Source organism: Acinetobacter sp. 70_2, assembly GCF_056736115.1.
In genome coordinates this window covers 1,771,644-1,790,962 of the sequence record NZ_JBWZIP010000015.1, presented here as the reverse complement: position 1 = coordinate 1,790,962, position 19,319 = coordinate 1,771,644, and the positions used below count along the sequence as shown (strand labels likewise).

The window sequence follows — 19,319 nt, the reverse complement described above, 5'->3', positions numbered from 1 at the left end:
AGGTAATTTCATGAAAAGAATAAATTTAATATTTGGTCTATTATGCATTTTTTATTTTTCAAACTCTTATGCTGAGGATTGGGATAGGCTGAGTAATTTAAGTAAAACACTTTCGGAAGGTTCATATACTCATCCAGCCAATTCAGAGTCGACAACTTTAAGAGAGAAGCTAGAAGATAAGCAGAGAAAAACTGAATTTGAAGATGTGTCAAGAAGTGAACTGAAAAAACTGGGGATGTTGCCAGCATATGGGGATTCAATTATTAAGAAAGATACTGAGAAAAATGAGTATTTTGAGATAAAAGAATTTCCTGATGGAAATTACATGTATAGAACTTTAAGTCAGAAAGAAATAGTGGCTGTATTTCCAGTTGCTGGTGAAGATGATCCTTTTGGCGACGGCTGGAAAGTTGTTTGCTATATAGATCAAATAACAACTATCAGAAATTGTTCGATAACAAAATATGCAATTATGATCTTAAAATCTGCCAAACATGGCTTAGTTTTTTCAGTAAGTAATGAGCCAGATAAGCTTAATCCTTTAATCGATCACTATGTAAGAGTTGATAAAAATACTCCTTTAAAAACTACATCTATTTTTATCGGTTCACAAGCTGCCAATATCATAGAACAGATGAAGAGAGGAGAAATAATGAGGACTAGATTCCATGAATTTGGTGATACATATGAGGAGACTATTTATCTTGATGGTTTTACAAATGCTTATAATTTTATGAATTTGATGTATCCACAAGTTAAGTGAAATGTCGCAAATATTTTTTAATTAATCAAAGCTAATTAATAGCCAATAAAAAACCACCTAATTCTTTCGAATTAAGTGGTTTTCAAATTTTGGAGCGGGAAACGAGACTCGAACTCGCGACCCCAACCTTGGCAAGGTTATGCTCTACCAACTGAGCTATTCCCGCAATGTGAGCACATTATAGAGTGTTTCATTAAAGTGTCAACACTCTTGTGATCTAATTGAACGTTTAATCAGCACGACGCCAAACTGTACCTTGGCGAGTGTCTTCAAGTACAACACCTTGGTCGAGCAAAGACTGACGAATAGCATCTGCTTTCGCAAAGTCTTTAGCTTTTTTCGCATCAACACGTTGTTGAATGAAATCTTCAATTTCAGCATCAGACAAAGCAAGCGCTTCTTGTCCAATATCTGATTTTAAGAAATCATCTACATTGTGTTGTACCAAACCTAAAATGTTGGTGAGGTGACGTAATGTCGAATAAAGCACAGTCGCTTGGTCAGCTTGCTCTTCTTTTACAGCACGGTTTAACTCTTTGTTGAGTTCAAACAATACCGCCATTGCTTCAGCAGTATTGAAATCATCACACATCGCATTGTTAAAACGTTCAATAAAGCTTTGATCAAGCGTTTCAGTTGTCGTTTGACCATACACTTGTTGATAAGCTTTAAATGAATGATAGAAACGAGTTAAAGAAGTTTTTGCTTCTTTAAGCGCTACATCTGAGAAATTCACAGGACTACGGTAGTGTGAAGACACAATAAAGTAGCGGATCACTTCAGGGTGGAACTTCTCCATCACGTCACGAATCGTAAAGAAGTTGCCTAAAGACTTAGACATCTTTTCGCCATCAACATTAATAAAGCCAACATGCATCCAGTAATTTACATACTGTTCACCAGTCGAAGCTTCACTTTGCGCAATTTCATTTTCATGGTGCGGGAACATTAAATCTGAACCACCACCATGAATGTCAAAGTGATTGCCTAGGCAGCAAGTCGACATTGCGGAACATTCGATGTGCCAACCCGGACGACCATTACCCCAAGGAGATGCCCAAGATGGTTCATTTTCTTTAGCATGTTTCCAAAGTACAAAGTCAAAAGGATGTTTCTTTTCAACTTCTACATCAACACGCTCACTTGCGCCAGCTTGCATATCATCAAGCTTACGGCCAGAGAGGCGACCATACTTTTCAAATTTGGTAACTTCAAAATAAACATCGCCGTTTGAAGCAGGGTAAGCAGAACCTTTATTGACTAGATTGCCAATCATATTTTGCATCTGCTCAATATATTCAGTCGCTTTCGGTGCTTCATCTGGAGCTAAACAGCCTAAGTTTGCTGCATCTTCATTCATAGCGTCGATGAAACGAGTGGTGAGTTGTTGAATTGTTTCACCATTCTCATTTGCACGTTTGATGATTTTGTCGTCAATGTCGGTAATGTTGCGAATGTAGCGAACTTTCCAGCCTTGACTACGCAAGAAACGAATAATGTAGTCAAATGCAACCATAACTCGAGCGTGCCCGATATGACAGTAGTCGTAAACGGTCATACCGCAGACGTACATATCGATGTGACCTTCTTTGCGAGGTACAAATTCAACTTTTTTTCGTTGCTCAGAGTTATATAAAACAAACGGTTGCATAAGGGTTTTCAAACACTCAACAAAAATAGTGTTACATCATAACTTAAGCATCATTTTTAAAAAAGTTTTATGCATTAATTTTATAAGCTTGTGAAATCTTATACATTTAAAAACGTGTAACTGATTGAGTTATGCTAGAATGCCCCCAAATCTTTTGATTAAAATCACCGATCTCAATTGAGAGATCAGATCAATTATTTTGAGTCAAACTCGTATGCCTAATCCTACAGATTTCCAAAGCAGTGCATTAGCTACATTGCGTATTGAGCAACAAGCCATAGATGTATTAGCAACACAAATTGATGACCGTTTTAACCGTGCTTGCGAAGTACTGTTGCAGTGTAAAGGTCGTGTTGTGATTACAGGGATGGGTAAATCTGGGCATATTGGTCGAAAAATGGCGGCAACATTTGCCTCTACAGGTACGCCGTCTTTCTTTATGCATCCTGGTGAAGCAGGCCATGGCGATTTAGGCATGCTAGTTCGCGGTGATGTACTTATTGCAATTTCCAATTCAGGAAAAAGCGATGAAATCATGATGCTGATGCCTCTTATTAAACATCTCGGCGTACCGATGATTACCATTAGCCGTGATGATAAAGGCCCAATGCCGCAAAATGCTGATATCGCTTTAACCTTAGGTGAGTCCGACGAAGCTTGTCCTTTAGGCTTGGCACCAACTTCAAGTACGACAGCGACTTTGGTTTTAGGCGATGCATTAGCGGTTGCTTTGCTTGAAGCACGGGGTTTTACTGCTGATGACTTTGCACGTTCGCATCCGGCAGGTGCATTAGGTAAGCGTTTGCTTTTACATGTAAAACATTTAATGCATACAGGTGAAGAGTTACCAAAAGTTTCACCTGAGACTCCAATGAATCAAGTGCTTTATGAGATTTCAAATAAGCGTTTAGGTTTAACAACAATTGTTGATGAACAAGACCACTTGCTTGGTATTTTTACAGATGGGGACTTACGTCGTCTCATCGATAAACAGCAAGGGTTTGATGTGAATTTACCTGTGTCTGAAGTAATGACAAAAAAACCGTCAACTATTTCTCAAGAAGCACGTGCTGTAGAGGCATTACAACAACTTAACCAGAAAAAAATCAGTCAGTTTGTGGTGGTCGACGACCAAAATAAAGTGATTGGTGTAATTAGTATGCATGATCTTATTCAGGCAGGGGTGAATTAATCCATGGCATCGTATGCATTGTTAGAACAAGCACGTCATTTGCAGGCATTGGTTCTGGATGTTGATGGTATTTTGAGTGATGGCTTTGTTACGTTAACCAACACGGGCGATGAAATTAAATCATTCGATATTCGTGATGGTTTGGGTATGAAACTTGCGCAGCAAGCGGGTATGAAAGTCATCATCATAACAGGCCGAAAAAGTAATATCGTCGATAAACGCATGTCTGACTTAGGTGTTGATTTAGTTTTTCAAGGTCGTGAAGATAAAGGCTCAGCACTTCGCGAAGCTTGTGCACAGTTTAATATTTTGCCTTCAGATTGCTTATATATGGGCGATGATTGGCCAGATCTCTCAGCATTTGCGATTGCCGGAATGAGTGTTACGGTTCCAAATGGACATGAAGAAGTACGCCGCCGTGCGCACTTGGTGACCCAAGCAATGGGTGGTCGTGGAGCTGTTCGTGAAGTCTGTGATATGTTGCTGATCGCAAAAGGCATTTACCAAGAACTTCTTGAAAAATATCTTGCAGTACCGCATTAATAACAAGATTACTTAAAAAGGTAGGCTATTCCTGCTCATGGATACCAGAGTTTTATATATTGTTGCTGTAGTCGTTGCTGCTGTGAGTGGTGGTTACTACTACTATAGTGGCAAGGCAAAAAAACTGGACATTGGTTCGGCGAAGAATATGACTTATTCGGCGCAGGGCGTCCATTTGACTCAAACTGATGACAAAGGCAATTTGTATATTCGTGCTGAAGTTCGTCAGCTTGAGCAGGATATGCAACAAAAAACGTCAAAGTTGGATCAACTTAATGCCTCTATGTATAAATTAGGTAAAGTTGATGCAACATTCTTTGCTAAACAAGCTTATGGCTATGATGATAATCAAAAGGTTGTTTTATCGGGTGATGTGGTCGCAACCAAGATTGCACCTCAAGGAACAATTGAGTTCCAAACTGATGAATTAACTGGTTATCCAAAGACTCGAGATATTGAAACAAATCATCAAGTGATTGTTCAATCTCCGCAAGGCGAGTTTGTGAGTAAAGGATTAAAAGGCAATTTGAATAACGGTCAGTACGAATTTTTTAATATTCGAGGAAAGTATGCACCAAAGTCTTAATTTAAAACGTTCTTCAGCTTTCCTAAAACAAGCTGCGGTAATTACATTCGTTGCTTTATCATCTGCTTCGACTTTTGCTTTGCCGTCTGACCGTAATCAACAAATTTCATTGGTCGCAGACCGTGCAACTTATAATGACAAAACTGGTTTGACGACTTACACAGGTAATGTTGTGATTGAGCAAGGTACGATGAAGCTTCAAGCTGACTCAATTGTTGCGAATCTAAACTCGAAACGTGAAATTCAAGTGATTACCGCAAAAGGTCGTCCAGCTAAGTTCCAGCAGCAAATCAGTGCCAATAAAGGTGTTGCACGTGGTGAAGGACAAACCATTGTCTATAATGCAGACACAGGCATTATTACTTTGTCTGGTGGCGCATACTTATATCAAGATGGTTCAAGTATTCGTGGTAACTCTCTGAAATATAGTATGAATAAAGGCGATGTTGAAGCTCAAGGTTCTACTTCAAACCGCGTACAAATTATTATTCCACCTTCAAGTTCTAAAAGTTTCCCAGGAGCGCGTGACTAATGCAGCAAGCTCTTCAACAACCGCAAACTTTGTGTATTAAACACTTAGCCAAAAACTATAGTAAGCGTTGGGTTGTCAAAGACGTCTCTTTTAGTATGCAAAGTGGACAGATTGTTGGTTTGCTTGGTCCTAACGGTGCCGGAAAAACGACCAGTTTCTATATGGTCGTTGGACTTGTGCGTATGGATAAGGGCGAGATTCATCTTGATGACTTGGATATGTCAGACCTAGCGATGCATGAGCGTGCACGTAAAGGTATTGGTTATTTGCCTCAAGAAGCTTCTATCTTTAGAAAATTGACGATTGCTGAAAATATTATGTCGATCTTAGAGACGCGTAAAGATTTGAATAAGCAGCAACGTCAACAGCGTCTTCATGAGTTGCTAAATGACTTTAAAATTAGCCATATTAAAGATTCATTAGGAATGAGTGTATCGGGTGGTGAGCGCCGCCGTGCGGAAATTGCGCGTGCTTTGGCAGCAGACCCTAAATTTATGCTCTTGGATGAACCGTTTGCTGGTGTCGACCCAATTTCAGTGGGTGATATTAAAGATATTATCCAGACCCTAAAAGACCGTGGCATTGGTGTACTCATTACCGATCACAACGTTCGTGAAACTTTAGCGATCTGTGAGCGTGCTTATATCGTAAGTGAAGGCTCAGTGATTGCTGAAGGCACACCACAAGAAATTTTAGACAACGAACAAGTACGTAAAGTCTATTTGGGTGATGATTTTACAGTTTAATTGAAGTCATTAATCTAATTGGTTAAAAAGAGGTCAAGGCCTCTTTTTTGTTTTTTGAGGTTTTGTAAATAAAAACAATTACATATACCAATCATTTAATAAAAAAATAATGTGTGATTTATTCGACCAATTATGCTGTTTTCATTGAAAAACTATGTAGAATGGAGATGCTTTTAAACGATAACAAACAAGATCAACAAGATAAGCATGATTGGATATAACCAAAGAAGAGTAGAAGGGAAATGTAGAAAGCAGGCTTTCCTGAAAGGGCTGATGCTTCTAAGTACACTACATGTACCTGTTGTGATATATGCTGCTAAACCAAGTGAGCAATACCACACCCTGAAAGAAAACTTGTCACAACTTTTTGTCCCTAAAAGTAGTGATGATTTCAAAGTTGCCAAGATGCACGAGCTGAGTAATTTCAAGCTAGATCGTTCTATTGTGCAGGAATTTCCAACTGTTCAACTTAATGATAAGTCGGCTTCATCTTTTTCTAACTTGCCATCTCGAACGATGACGTTGCAAGATGCGGTAAAAATTGCCATTCAGCGTAGTCCAGATATTTCACAATCTATTGCAACTTTAGCGGGTCAAAATTCAGGAGTTGACGTTGCTAAAGCCGGTTACTATCCCCAGCTAGCAGGCGGGATTTCAACTGGTGATTTAAGCAGTGGAGAACGTGGTAGGCAGCTACTTACTTTAAGTGCCACTCAAATGCTTTATGACTTTGGTAAAGTCAAATCAGGTGTTGATGTTGAGCAAGCTAAGGTTCAAGTTGAACAAGCCAATGTTTTGGTCAGTGTTGATACTCTAGCTTTGGATGTTGCACAAACTATTGTCAATATTCAGCGTTATCTTCAGCTTAATAAAATTGCTGAACAGCAAATTGCCGGTATTCAACGTATTCAAGACATTGCTAATCTACGTGCAAACGCTGGTGTCGCGAGTCAGGCAGACCCAATTCAGGCGCAGTCATACTTACAAGCAGCGCAGTCTACCCTGATTGCTCAGCAATCATTGTTACGCCAGTATCAACAGCATTTAAGAACACTACTCGGTGCAGATGTTACTCGTACTGGATGGATTATTTCCGAAGATCTAGTTAAGCAATCTGATCTTTATGGTGAGCCTGAATTTAATACTATTCCTAAAATGATTGCCGCGCAGGCAAGTGTTGAGGTCGCTAAAGCACAAAAAGAACAAACCCGTTTAACACGCTATCCGACCTTAGCCGTGAAAGGCTCAGTCAGTCAGGCGCTTAACGGTAAAAACCCAAATAATGACAAGGATGATGGTTTATATAGTTCGGTTATGCTTGAAGCAACAAGTCAGTTTTACCAAGGTGGTGCAACCGCTTCACAAGTAAAAATGGCAAGTTATGCAGAAGAAGCAGCTAAATCTAAAGTCAATTCTGTTTATTTAGATGTGTTAGACCAAATTAGAACAAGTCGTGAACAAATTGAAAATAAACAACGTCAAATGCAGGTTTTGGTAAGCCGCCAAGCAACGACGGTTCGTACACGTGAACTGTACCAAGAACAATATAAGCTCGGTACTCGCTCACTGGTCGATTTATTAAATGCTGAACAAGCCATTCATAGTGCAAACTCAGAACTCGAATCAGCACGTTATGACATTTATAACAGCATTGTTCAGTACATTGCAGCAACAGGACGTTCCCGCCAAGCCTATGGCTTAAATAATATTTCAATTCAGGGGTTCGAAGTACAACCATGATGACAAAAATAAATTACCAGCCTTGGTTACAGGCGGTCTTAACTATTGCCAAACACTATCGAATAGAACCGTCAGAAGAAAGAATTCGTTTACAACTTGATTGGAACCAAAACCAGAATCTAGACGATGTCTTACAGTTAATGACACGTCAGGTCGGTTTAATTCTTCGTAAGGCACCCTTTTCTTTAGACTTGTTAAATCCATGGCGTTTGCCGGTTATGGTGGAGTTTAATGATGGGCAAGTTGGTGTAATCGATAAAGCAGATACGCAAGGCAATGTCAGTATCCAGTTCAGTGGAGATCAGGGCCTTTCTCAAAATTTATCATTAGACGTTTTAAAAACGACACTGAAAAATGTCTATATTTTGCGTCCAGAAACGTCTATTCCAGATGCGCGTATTGATGAATATATCAAGCCGTACGAAGCAAACTGGTTCTGGTCCATCGTTTTAAGAGACTGGAAGCGTTATATCGATATTATGTTTGCCTCTTTAATTGCCAATATTTTGGCACTGGCAACCATTATTTTCTCGATGCAAGTCTATGACCGTGTTGTGCCATCTCAGTCGATTCCGACTTTATGGGTACTGGCAGGTGGTGTACTGATCGCGGCTCTGTTTGAGTTTACCTTGCGTGTTTCGAGGGTATATTTATCCGATATTATTGGTAAACGTGCTGACTTACGTGTCTCAGACCGTGTATTTGGCCATGCTTTACGCATTAAAAATAAAGATCGCTCGAAATCTACAGGTAGTTTTATTTCCCAGATTCGTGAACTCGAAGGTGTTCGTGAACTGGTGACTTCGACCACTATTAGTGCAATTGCAGATTTTCCATTCTTTTTCTTATTCCTGATTATCTTTGCGATTATTGGTGGGAAAATATTCTGGGTCATGTTGCTTGTTGTGCCTTTGATGATCTTGCCGGGTATTCTGGTGCAAAAGAAATTGGCCCAGCTTGCTCAAGAAGGGATGAGAGAATCTTCAATCCGTAACGCAATTCTTGTAGAAGCGGTGCAGGGTATTGAAGACATCAAGCTATTACGCGCTGAATCACGTTTCCAAAATCAGTGGAACCACATGAACGAAGTTTCAGCCGACATTGGTATGAAACAGCGTAAAATTGTAGGTACCTTAATGGCTTGGACCCAAATGGTTCAGGGGTTAACTTACGCTATTGTGGTGTTAGTTGGCTGTTTTGCGGTAATGGAAGGGGAAATGACCACGGGTGCGCTCGTTGCGTGTTCAATTCTTTCTTCACGTATGTTGGCACCAATTGCCCAAATTACAGGGGTTTTAGGTCGTTTACAGCAAGCAAAAGTTGCGAAACAAAGTCTCGATGAGCTCATGCAACGTCCAATTGATCAGGCTGATCGTGCTCATTTAGTTCATAAAGCTGTTTTAAACGGTAATTACGAATTAAAAAATGTGATGTTCCAATATGGTGATGACGACCCAAAACCAAGTCTTGCAATTCGTCATTTGCAAATTCGTGCTGGTGAAAAAATTGCAGTTTTAGGCCGTAATGGTGCTGGTAAGTCAACCTTGCTTCAGCTTTTATCTGGCATGCAATCTCCAACTCAAGGTGCTGTGCATTTAGATGGTTTAGATCTTTCTTTAATTGACCCATCTGATGTACGCCGTGATATGGGATTACTAAACCAAAATGCCCATTTATTCTACGGAACAATCCGTGAAAACTTGACCTTGGGTGCACCGCTTGCAACCGATGAAGATATTCTTCGTGCTTTGGTCGTGACAGGTGCATTACCTTTCATTCAAGAGAAGAAAGAAGGGCTAGATCACTTAATTTTAGAAGGTGGTGTCGGTTTCTCTGGTGGTCAAAAACAAGCTTTATTACTTGCACGTTTATTAATTCGTCAACCGAATATTCTATTGCTCGATGAACCAACAGCAGCCATTGATGATGTTGCCGAGAAGCAACTGATTGATCATCTAAAAGGCTGGCTGGCGCATCGTACATTGATTGTGGCAACACACCGCCGCGCTGTTTTAGAACTGGTTGATCGTATTATTGTCGTGAATGAGGGCAAGATCGTAATGGATGGGCCAAGAGATCAGGTACTTAATCAATCAACAGCCCAACAAAAACAAGTAAGCCAAGGGGGATAATTCATGAGCGAACAACAACAAGAACTCACCCGTTCAATGAATGTATCTTATAGTGAACCACCATTACCGCGTGCCAGTTTAGTGATTTGGATTGTAGGTATTGGGCTCGTTAGTTTGTTTATTTGGGCATGGTTTTTCCAGTTAGAAGAAGTATCTACAGGTACAGGTAAGGTTATTCCATCGTCTAAAGAACAGGTCATCCAGTCTTTAGAGGGTGGTATTTTAACTAAGCTGAATGTACAAGAAGGTGACATTGTTCAAAAAGGCGAAATCCTTGCTCAATTGGACCCAACCCGTTTTGCGTCAAATGTAGGTGAGTCGAGATCTTTATTGATTGCAGCTCAGGCAACCGCAGCGCGTTTACGTGCAGAAGTAAACGGTACACCGTTAGTTTTTCCTGAAATTGTAGCGAAAGATCCAAAGCTTGTGCATGAAGAAACAGCATTGTATGAGTCTCGTAGAGCTGATTTACAGCAAACGCTTTCAGGTTTAAAGCAAGCATTAGAGTTGGTTCAACAAGAACTCGCCATGACTGAACCTTTGGTTGCTAAAGGTGCTGCCAGTGAAGTCGAGGTTTTACGCTTACGCCGTGAAGCGAATGATTTACGCAATAAAATGAATGATGCACGTAACCAATATTACGTTAAAGCTCGTGAAGAGTTATCTAAAGCAAATACTGATAGCCAAACTCAACAACAAGTCGTGATGGGGCGTAATGACAGTTTAGAGCGTGCTGTATTTAGAGCACCTGTGCGCGGCGTTGTAAAAGAAATTACAGTGACAACGCATGGTGGTGTCGTTCCGCAAAATGGTAAGTTAATGACGATTGTTCCAATTGATGAACAGTTGCTCATTGAAGCACGTATTTTGCCACGTGATATTGCGTTCATTCGTCCTGGTCAAGAAGCTTTAGTGAAGATTACAGCTTATGACTATTCAATTTATGGTGGCTTAAAAGGTAAAGTTACCGTTATTTCTCCAGACACAATTCGTGATGAAGTTAAACAAGATCAATTCTACTATCGCGTTTATATTCGAACTGATACAGATAAGCTCTACAATAAACAAGGTAAAGCTTTTGGTATTACACCGGGTATGGTGGCAACGGTAGATATTCGTACTGGTGAGAAAACTGTACTCGACTACTTGCTTAAACCGTTTAATAAAGCGAAAGAAGCATTACGAGAAAGATAATAGTAAAAGCCCCGAAATTCGGGGCTTTTTTATGGGTTTGCTTCTACTAAATTCACGCTATAATTTGATTTTTATTATGCTTTATTTAATTTATGGCTTTTACGATTGCAGCACCGGTTACATTTGAAGAAGAAATTAAAAAAAGTAGATTTCAGGCGATTGCTGCGCCAGTAGAAAATGAACAGCAAGTGAAAGAATTTTTAGAACTAAATAAAGATATATCGACCACCCATCAATGTTGGGCGTGGAAAATTGGACATAACGTTCGCTTTAATGATGATGGTGAGCCATCTGGTACAGCAGGACGTCCAATCTTGGCTACGATTGAAGGTAATGACTTAACGAATATCATCGTTATGGTGAACCGCTGGTATGGCGGTATAAAACTGGGAACAGGTGGTTTAGTACGGGCTTATGGCGGTTGTGCTGGGCAATCATTATTATTAGCTGAGCGAATTGAACTCATTGCAAAGAAAACCATTCACTTTTCTTGTCATTTTAATGAATGGGCAATTTTTCAATATGAGCTTACGCAGCAGCAAATAGAATATCAGGAAACTTATACCGCAACAGGTGTAGATATTGAAGCGAGACTGCAAGTCCACCAAATTGAACCACTTGCCTTGAAGCTCCGCGATGTCACTCGTGGCCGTGAAGAATTAAAAGTTGAGGAGGAATTAACTGATGACTGACTCCTTACTCAAATACCGTGAGCAACATAAGCACCGTTTAAATTATATGCCATGGCTATATTGGACGCTAAAGCCTAAACATCGCGCTTGGGCAGAAGAATGGCAAAAAGAATATCAGGCGTATTTAATGGATATGGAAACAGTTGAGATAGGAGAGAACTGTTTTATTTCACCGTTAGCCCATATTTTTGCCGAGCCGGGTCGCAAAATTACGATTGGTGATAATTGTTTTATTGCGGCTGACTGTAGTTTGCATGGACCGCTTGAGATTGGTAATGAAGTCGCAATTAACCATCATTGTATATTAGATGGTGGTCGAGCTGGTATCAAACTACATGATCAAGTGCGTATAGCTGCTTATTGTCATCTCTATGCATTTGATCATGGTATGCAACTAGACCGCCCGCTTTACCAACAACCTGTTCGATCTCAGGGAATCGAAATTGAAAAAGATGTTTGGCTGGGGGCGCATGTTGGAATTAAAGACGGTATTAAAATTGGTAAACACGCCGTTATTGGTATGAATAGTATGGTCACCAAGGATGTCGAACCCTACCATATTGTGGGGGGAAACCCAGCAAAATTTATCCGTTTAAGAGAATAATACAGTCTTAAGAGTGTAATAAAATGTTTGATCTATAAACAAAAAAGCGGATTTTAATACATAAACCTTAACATACGGATTTTTATCTATGTTAAGTTAAAGCTAAGTTATAGAAAAATCTCCAAGGCAAATAGACCTGAAGAAGAGAGGCAAAAATGAACCGTGTGATTGCGTGTATTGACTCATCACCTTGTATTAATGCTATTGCAGATGCAGCGGCTTGGGTTGCGAAAGCGACTGGACGAGAGCTTGTGTTATTACAAATTCTAGATTATTACCCAGCAAGTTATCACTTAGGTGAAATTAGCGGTGTAATCGGCTTTGAAAGCAATGCAATGTTGCTTAAAGAGTTGGCTGAATTAGAGCAAAAGCAAAGTGAACTCGCTTTAGATTACAGCAATAATTTACTTAGACATATCTCTGACTTAATTAAAGAAAAACACGGTATCACTTGCTCAAAAATTCAGGAAAAAGGGGATTTTCTAGAGCAAAGTTTTAATCTCTTACATGAAAACGATATTGTTATTTTGGGTAGGGTGGGTGAACGAGCTGCCGAAAAACATAAACCTATTGGTAGTAATGTCGAGAACTTTATTCGAGGCGCAAATTGCACAGTTTTGACGATTGGCGAAAACTTCAAAGTACCGACTCGTTTTATATTCGCCTATGAATATTCTCCTACGTGTCAAAAAATGATGCGCCGTATTGCACAAAGTGATCTATTACGGACTTTACAGTGCCATTTAGTATATGTGGGCGACCATCCTGAAATATTGAATGAGCCAGAGCATTACCTGAAAGAAGCAGGCCTAGATGTAGTGACTGTTTACCGATATGGTGATGTAGCCCAAAATATTCTTGAATATCAACAAGAGCACGGCATTCAAATTATTGTGCTCGGTGCATTTAGCCATAGCAAAATTCATCAGTTCTTCTTGGGAAGTATTGCAACGACCATCTTCCGGAACGCGACTGTGCCTTTACTTGTGGCTAAATGATGAGATCAGCATATAGTTATCCGCAAATCTTGTGGATAACTATATGGAAAAGCAAGGGTAATAAAAGTAATTGATTGATTATAAATAATAAAATAAAAAAGATGATTTTTTGATCATTATTTCACAATTGCAATCGCGAAGCCGTCATGACCTTTTGAGCCAACCGTTTGCAAAGCTGTGCAAGACAGAATTTGCGGGTGGTTTTCTAGAGCTTTAAAGGTTTCACGGATACCTTCAATACTTGGTTTTTTGTTTTCAGGATTCAAAATATCACCAGCACGAATGACATTGTCTAGCACAATAATCGTGCCTGATTTTGAGAACTTAAGGCTGAGTTCTAGATATTCTGGATAGCCCTGTTTATCAGCATCAATGAAAATAAAATCAAAAGGTTCAATTGACTGTGGGTCAATTGCAGAAAGTATATCTGCAGCGCGGCCTGCTTTTAGCTCAACTTTTACAGGAAGATTGGCATGGTCGATATTTTTTTGAGCCATTTCTGCGTGAGTATCACGGCCTTCAATGGTAAGTAAATAGCCATCTTCAGGGAGTGCGCGTCCTAACCAAATCGTACTGTAAGCAGCAAAGGTTCCAATTTCTAAGACACGCTTGCACTTATTCATCTGAATGAGCATTTGCAAGAACATCCCTTGGTTTGGAGCAACTGCAAGATGATTTGAAAAGCCGTGTTCGTCGGTATTTTTTAATGCAAAGTCGAGTCGAGGATCTTCGGGAATTAAATGTGAGTCGATATATTCGTCAATGTCTGTCCACAACTGCTGCATAGTCAAATTTACCTGTATGTTGATAGGCGTATTTTAAACGTTTATGACTAGAGTGCAAAAATCTTCGGATTAAGAAATTTTGGTTGATTAGGGAATGAACAAATTAGCAGTTAATTTAAGAGTGTTTCTTTATGAGAGCATTTAAAAGAGAGGAATAAAAAATCCCCTTATACTTGAATGCATAAAGGGATTTTAATTTTAGAAATTACACATTGAAGTATTGCGGGTTAAGTCAGGTCCCCAAGTACGATAGCCTTGAGTATCAATATGGATTTGTCCTGAACTATATAAACCAATACCTAAGTTTAAACTTTGACCATGTTGGGCCCAGAACTGACACAATTTAAACTTGGTGTTTTCAATAAACGCATAGTCTTGTGGCTGTGGAACTTCTGGTCCAATACGGAAATCGATGGCAGAGTTAAACAAATGTTTAGAAGAACTTGCACCACCAGCACATTGGTTTAAAGGTAAGTCACGATAAACCGAAGTCACTTCAAAGTCGGTTAAAACTTTGGCAGCAATTAAATATTTAAAGACACGTAAGGTTGATAAAGAATTATTCCAAAGTTCGCGGTTTGGTACAGCGTATTCCGAACTGCCACATTTTTGCCAATCACGAGCTGATCTTAATAATTCAAAACTTGGTACGATGCCTGCTACGTCATGACGTGCTAGAAATTTTTCATACTCGCGGACGCGTTCATAATGATCGCCAGCATTTAACCAAGAGCGATAGGAAGCAGGCTCAACTTTAGGCGGAATAGGATGTTCGATAATAACGCGTTCTTGAGGAATGAAGATGCGTTTACCACTTGGAGAGGTTTTGCCTGTTGTTGTGTGTTGGGGAGAGCTGGCACAACCGACCATAATCGCAGGGATTATGCATAGGGGCAGCAGACTCTGCAAAAACTTCCGCATAAGAAAAATCAAAAGCTTAATAAATATTGCGCCTATTTTAATGCAAAACAGTGCACAAATTACGAGGAATTTGCAATGAAATGTTTGAATAGGGTATAAAAAAGATCAGCAGTTGCTGATCTTTTTTGAAATTATTTTTCTAGATACTGTAACTTATCTGGTTTGCCGTTCCATTCTTCACGGTCAGCAGGTTGGTCACCAATTTGAGTAATGTTAGGCCATTTTTGAGAAAGTTCAGCATTTAATTCAATAAATACTTCTTGACCTTCCGGTAACTCATCTTCAGAGAAAATTGCATTTGCAGGGCATTCTGGTTCACACAATGCGCAGTCAATACATTCATCCGGATTAATCACTAGGAAATTCGGACCTTCGTAAAAACAGTCTACAGGACAAACTTCTACGCAATCTTGGTATTTACATTTAATACAATTTTCAGTGACAACAAAGGTCATGGCGACAGCTACCTAAAAAATATGGTTTCATTTCGAATAGCTTATTTTAGGCAAAAAAGGGGTAAACAAACAATTGCTTTTATTGATATTGTTTATTTATACATATGAAGATAAGTTAAAACTTTGATATTTAAAACAATGTTGTAGGCTTAAGATCAGCCAAATTGTAAATTTAAGATAATAATATGTTTTTAAAAACAACAGCTTGAATAAATTTTTTCTAATGACTTTAAATGTCATTTGGGTCAAGGTATCTATTTGATTAGATACCTTAAATACAACTTTCACCTTTGAAATTTGTTTTTATGACATATTGATAGCCAAAAAATCGTTAAATAATGAACTTTAAAGCATACAAAGCAAATGAATGTCTTCTGGTTCAAGCTCCCATAATTGCCGATCTGGATGTTTTAATACTGCCGCACCATGCTTCATATAAAAGTCGACTGTACGTTTACTTGGCGTAGCTGAAATATAAAGTTGAAGAGCGCCTAGTTGCTTGGCCGATTCTTTTGCCGCTTGCATGAGCTTTGCACCAATGCCTTGACCTTGTTGATCGGCATCGACATAAAAATATTGCAGTAATTTTGCATCGGGATAATCAGCAATGCGTTGATTTGATACGACACTAATGCCCACGAGTTGTTCAGCCGTATTAAAAGCACCTACAAATAAAGCACCTTGTTGATAGAGTTCTTTTAATTTTGGTGGATCATTTTCTAAATGATATGCATCCCAATGCTTAACATCATAAAAACAATCTGTTAATTCGAGTTGATCTTGTTTTTGTATGTAGAGTTGGGTAATCAGTTCACGTCGACTAATTTGTTGCCAAATTAAATCGATCTCTGTGTATTGTAGTGGCCTTAAGAAAATAGAAATTTTATTCTCCTTCAAGTAAGAGCAAACATGCCCATAGACATGTTTGCTCAATCAATAATTATGATTTAAGTGCAGCTTTTAGCTCATAAAGTTGTTCAAGTGCTTGGCGAGGCGTCAAGTTATCGACTTCAATTTGCTTAAGTAAGTCTAGAGCAGGTGACGGTACTTCGATTTCAATCACTTTCTCTATGACTTGAGTATTTGATTTCGCGTCCGAATCTAAAGTTGCAAACAAATCATCTTGAACACTGGTTTGTAAGTGTTGCTGTTGTTGCTTCTCTAAAATGCGTAAACGTTTTTGAGCTTCTTTAATAACATTAGCAGGAATACCAGCTAATTTCGCAACTTGTAAACCGTGACTTTGACTTGCAGGTCCTTGTTGAACTTTATGCAATAAAATCAGGTTGCCATTTAACTCTTGTGCCGTTACATGATAGTTATCAATTCCTGCTTCACTACCTAACTCAGTCAGTTCGAAATAGTGCGTGGCAAATAGACATAGACATTTTACGCGCTTGGTTAAATCAACTACACAAGCCCATGCTAAAGAAAGTCCATCGTAAGTACTAGTACCACGACCAACTTCATCCATTAACACCAAAGACTGATTGGTTGCATGGTGCAAGATTTGTGAAGTTTCAGTCATCTCGACCATAAATGTCGATTTACCAGTCGACAAATCATCGGCAGAACCAATACGCGTAAAAATACGGTCAATAGGGCCAAGTTTGGCAGCTCGTGCAGGAACATAACTACCACAGTAAGCCAGTAAACTGATTAATGCAGTTTGACGCATAAAAGTAGATTTACCGCCCATGTTTGGACCAGTAATAATCGCCATACGGTGCTGAACATCAAGGAACGTATCATTTGGTGTAAATGGTGCTTTACTTAACGCTTCAACCACTGGGTGACGACCACCTTGAATTTTAATACCAGTTTCTGGGGTAAATTCAGGACGAGCCCAATTGTTTAAACGTGCTTGATGAGCAAAGTTTGCAATTACATCAATGTGTGCAATTGCTGAACTCATCATTTGTAGATGAGCAATATTTTCGCGAAGGTTTTCAAGTAAAGCTTCAAATAATGCTTTTTCACGCGCTAATGCACGAGATTCACTTGATAAAACTTTATCTTCAAAGCTTTTTAGCTCAGGCGTAATGTAACGCTCTGCATTTTTTAATGTTTGACGGCGAATATAGTCGGCAGGGGCTTGCTCAGCTTGAGCACGTGTAAGCTCAATGTAGTAGCCACTCACACGGTTATAGCCGATTTTTAAGGTATTAATGCCCGTGCGTTCACGCTCTTTTATTTCTAAATCAATGAGGAATTGGCCTGCATGATCACGAATTTGGCGCAATTCATCGAGTTCTGCATCATAACCTTCTGCAATTACATTGCCATCACGAAGTAATACAGGCGGATTTTCGACAATGGCTGCCATTAAATGTTGATGCAACGATTTAAAGTCACCTAATTCCTGATCAAGTTGTCCTAGTAATTTAGACTTTTTCGATTGAATAACAGGCGCTAAAGCATTTCTTAAAAAGGGAATTTGCGCGCAAGCATGACGAAGCTGAACCAAATCACGTGGTCGCGCACTACCCAGTGCAACACGGCTAAGCACACGTTCAATATCGCCAATTTCTTTTAGCACTAAGCGAACTGGAGTTTCATGATAGCCTTGAATGAGTTGTTCAATCGCATCTAAACGGGCATCGAGTAATGCCGTATCACGAACAGGCTGCATGAGTGTGCGGCTGAGTAAACGGCCACCCATTGCAGTTTGGCAGTCATTCACCAGTTGGAATAATGATGTTCCGTGTTCAAACAACGGTTCAATAATCTCTAAATTACGGCGCGTGATTGGGTCAAGCGCAATAAAGTCTGTGCTTTGTTCCAACAAAATTGAACGAATATGCGGTAACGCCGTTTTCTGAGTTTCTTTGGCATAGTGAATAAGTGCCGCAGCAGCAGCTTTAGCTAAAGGTAATGGATCGAGTCCGAAACCAGAAAGCGTTGATACAGAGAACTGGTCACATAAGGTTTTTTGTGCATTATTTAAATTGAAGTCTACATTTGGGCGCTTAGTTACAGGGCAATCTAAATGCTTTTTAATTTGTTCGATAATGTTCGGATCAACCAGATCTTCATCAATCAAAATTTCACTTGGCATGAGGCGTGCCAGTTCAATTGGAAGTTGTTCAGGTTTGTAGTCTTGTTGTTGAACTTTAAAAATACCCGCACTTAAGTCAAGTAACGCAAAACCGATTTGATTTTGATGAATACATAGCGCAACAAGGTTGGATGACTGATAGCTTGTGAGTAGTGCGTCGTCAGTTAATGTACCAGGTGTAAGAATACGAACAACTTTACGCTCAACAGGACCTTTACCAGTGACTTCACCGACTTGTTCGCAAATGGCTACAGTGCGGCCTGCTTTTACCAAACGTGCTAAATAACCTTCGGCTGAATGGTAAGGGACACCCGCCATTGGAATTGGGTTACCGTTTGCTTTACCACGATGGGTTAGGGTAATTCCTAAAAGTTTGGCTGCTAAATGCGCGTCTTCAAAGAAAAGTTCATAAAAGTCGCCCATACGATAAAACAGCAACGCATGTTGATAATCTTTTTTGACCTTGAGATATTGCTGCATCATTGGAGTGTGGTTAGAGAGATCAGCCATGATTTCAGCGCTATTCATGCGTAATAAACCCTTAAAAAATCAATAATATTTTACGTTTGGTCATCTAGCCAATTCTACCAACTTCTGTGTGAATTGGACTTAATCTAAGAAAAAAGTATACCTTTTCGTGTACTTTTTTTATGTCAAAATTGAGTCAACAGTGTGTGAGCTTAACTTAATTTCTCACGGTTGCCATCTTAACAAATTGCGACTGATT

18 protein-coding genes and 1 tRNA gene are annotated in these 19,319 nt (G+C 39.4%); 12 read left to right on the top strand and 7 right to left on the bottom strand.

All coding sequences use genetic code 11. The features are described from left to right. Nucleotides 1-10 precede the first annotated feature (10 nt). Nucleotides 11-763, top strand: coding sequence for a hypothetical protein (locus AC1PJ9_RS17520; protein WP_263613328.1), 753 nt, complete (start codon nt 11-13; stop codon nt 761-763). 90 nt (nt 764-853) lie between these two features. On the opposite strand, the gene AC1PJ9_RS17515 is transcribed toward AC1PJ9_RS17520, so the two are convergent. Together AC1PJ9_RS17515 and cysS are read right to left on the bottom strand one after the other, a co-directional pair. Continuing rightward, a tRNA-Gly gene (locus tag AC1PJ9_RS17515) sits at nt 854-929 on the bottom strand. A gap of 63 nt (nt 930-992) precedes the next feature. Then, nucleotides 993-2,414, bottom strand: coding sequence for a cysteine--tRNA ligase (gene cysS / locus AC1PJ9_RS17510; protein ID WP_311087956.1), 1,422 nt, complete (start codon nt 2,412-2,414; stop codon nt 993-995). Between the two features lie 214 nt (nt 2,415-2,628). On the opposite strand from cysS, the gene AC1PJ9_RS17505 reads away from it, so the two are divergent. The 11 genes from AC1PJ9_RS17505 to AC1PJ9_RS17455 all read left to right on the top strand — a co-directional run bounded on the left by AC1PJ9_RS17505 (nt 2,629) and on the right by AC1PJ9_RS17455 (nt 13,373). Next, nucleotides 2,629-3,606 (top strand): KpsF/GutQ family sugar-phosphate isomerase, encoded by a 978-nt coding sequence (locus tag AC1PJ9_RS17505; protein ID WP_039248373.1) that lies wholly within the window; start codon nt 2,629-2,631, stop codon nt 3,604-3,606. A gap of 3 nt (nt 3,607-3,609) precedes the next feature. Next, nucleotides 3,610-4,149, top strand: coding sequence for a KdsC family phosphatase (locus AC1PJ9_RS17500; protein ID WP_004709751.1), 540 nt, complete (start codon nt 3,610-3,612; stop codon nt 4,147-4,149). A gap of 37 nt (nt 4,150-4,186) precedes the next feature. Further along, complete coding sequence (gene lptC / locus AC1PJ9_RS17495; protein ID WP_263613331.1) at nt 4,187-4,735, top strand: LPS export ABC transporter periplasmic protein LptC; 549 nt, start codon at nt 4,187-4,189, stop codon at nt 4,733-4,735. Continuing rightward, nucleotides 4,719-5,267: a lipopolysaccharide transport periplasmic protein LptA gene (gene lptA, locus AC1PJ9_RS17490; protein ID WP_263613332.1), complete on the top strand. Its 549-nt coding sequence runs from the start codon at nt 4,719-4,721 to the stop codon at nt 5,265-5,267. The genes lptC and lptA overlap by 17 nt, the downstream gene beginning before the upstream one ends. After that, a complete protein-coding gene (gene lptB, locus AC1PJ9_RS17485; protein ID WP_002051056.1) occupies nt 5,267-6,013 on the top strand; it encodes an LPS export ABC transporter ATP-binding protein in 747 nt (248 codons plus the stop codon). The genes lptA and lptB overlap by 1 nt, the downstream gene beginning before the upstream one ends. 273 nt (nt 6,014-6,286) lie before the next feature. Further along, nucleotides 6,287-7,753: a TolC family protein gene (locus AC1PJ9_RS17480; RefSeq protein WP_409070592.1), complete on the top strand. Its 1,467-nt coding sequence runs from the start codon at nt 6,287-6,289 to the stop codon at nt 7,751-7,753. After that, entirely contained in the window at nt 7,750-9,885 is a 2,136-nt protein-coding gene (locus AC1PJ9_RS17475; RefSeq protein WP_311087955.1) for a type I secretion system permease/ATPase, read from the top strand. Before AC1PJ9_RS17480 ends, AC1PJ9_RS17475 begins: the two co-directional genes overlap by 4 nt. Before the next feature lie 3 nt (nt 9,886-9,888). Continuing rightward, the gene (locus AC1PJ9_RS17470) at nt 9,889-11,079 is read left to right on the top strand and encodes a beta-barrel domain-containing protein (RefSeq protein ID WP_263613335.1); all 1,191 of its coding nucleotides are present in this window, start codon (nt 9,889-9,891) and stop codon (nt 11,077-11,079) included. A gap of 92 nt (nt 11,080-11,171) precedes the next feature. Next, a complete protein-coding gene (locus tag AC1PJ9_RS17465) occupies nt 11,172-11,771 on the top strand; it encodes an IMPACT family protein (RefSeq protein WP_311087954.1) in 600 nt (199 codons plus the stop codon). After that, nucleotides 11,764-12,375 carry a DapH/DapD/GlmU-related protein gene (locus AC1PJ9_RS17460; RefSeq protein WP_311087953.1) on the top strand — a complete coding sequence of 204 codons (612 nt, stop codon included), beginning with the start codon at nt 11,764-11,766 and terminating at the stop codon, nt 12,373-12,375. The genes AC1PJ9_RS17465 and AC1PJ9_RS17460 overlap by 8 nt, the downstream gene beginning before the upstream one ends. Before the next feature lie 155 nt (nt 12,376-12,530). Further along, a complete protein-coding gene (locus tag AC1PJ9_RS17455) occupies nt 12,531-13,373 on the top strand; it encodes a universal stress protein (RefSeq protein WP_263613338.1) in 843 nt (280 codons plus the stop codon). Nucleotides 13,374-13,489: 116 nt separating this feature from the next. On the opposite strand, the gene AC1PJ9_RS17450 is transcribed toward AC1PJ9_RS17455, so the two are convergent. The 5 genes from AC1PJ9_RS17450 to mutS form a co-directional block, all read right to left on the bottom strand. Further along, nucleotides 13,490-14,158 carry an O-methyltransferase gene (locus AC1PJ9_RS17450; RefSeq protein WP_002051063.1) on the bottom strand — a complete coding sequence of 223 codons (669 nt, stop codon included), beginning with the start codon at nt 14,156-14,158 and terminating at the stop codon, nt 13,490-13,492. Between the two features lie 198 nt (nt 14,159-14,356). Further along, on the bottom strand, nt 14,357-15,079 hold the full coding sequence (locus AC1PJ9_RS17445; protein ID WP_311087952.1) for a D-Ala-D-Ala carboxypeptidase family metallohydrolase: 723 nt from the start codon (nt 15,077-15,079) through the stop codon (nt 14,357-14,359). Nucleotides 15,080-15,210: 131 nt separating this feature from the next. Beyond that, on the bottom strand, nt 15,211-15,534 hold the full coding sequence (gene fdxA / locus AC1PJ9_RS17440) for a ferredoxin FdxA (RefSeq protein ID WP_002051033.1): 324 nt from the start codon (nt 15,532-15,534) through the stop codon (nt 15,211-15,213). Between the two features lie 345 nt (nt 15,535-15,879). Beyond that, a complete protein-coding gene (locus AC1PJ9_RS17435; protein WP_311088074.1) occupies nt 15,880-16,410 on the bottom strand; it encodes a GNAT family N-acetyltransferase in 531 nt (176 codons plus the stop codon). A gap of 64 nt (nt 16,411-16,474) precedes the next feature. Then, nucleotides 16,475-19,120, bottom strand: a complete 2,646-nt coding sequence (gene mutS, locus AC1PJ9_RS17430) for a DNA mismatch repair protein MutS (protein ID WP_311087951.1) — start codon at nt 19,118-19,120, stop codon at nt 16,475-16,477. Nucleotides 19,121-19,319: the final 199 nt, after the last annotated feature.